Annotated in this window: 1 pseudogene; it reads right to left on the bottom strand. The window is 73.3% G+C overall.

The window, feature by feature from the left end:
- Positions 1-35 precede the first annotated feature (35 nt).
- Positions 36-232 (bottom strand): annotated as a pseudogene (locus ACQG3P_RS24780) (hypothetical protein); the annotation flags it as partial.

Genomic DNA, 232 nt, shown 5'->3' with positions numbered 1-232 from the left:
CTACGACGCTGCCCAGGGCACGAAATCGACATCAGTCAGCGGGTGACCTGCTTCTGCCGTTCCGCGATGTAGCGGTCGCCCCCGGTTGAGATGCCGTCCAGCGCCGCCGCGATCGGCTGCAGGTCGGCCTCGTGCAGGGTCAGCTCGGCAGCGGCCAGGTGCTCGGCCCGCCGGTGCAGCGGGGTGGTGCCGGGACTCGGCACGAGCACGGCGTGCCCGCCCGCAGCCCGGG

Source organism: Stenotrophomonas sp. SrG, assembly GCF_050031795.1.
Taxonomy (GTDB): Bacteria; Pseudomonadota; Gammaproteobacteria; order Xanthomonadales; family Xanthomonadaceae; genus Stenotrophomonas; species Stenotrophomonas rhizophila_A.
This window is presented reverse-complemented; position numbering and strand designations above follow the sequence as displayed.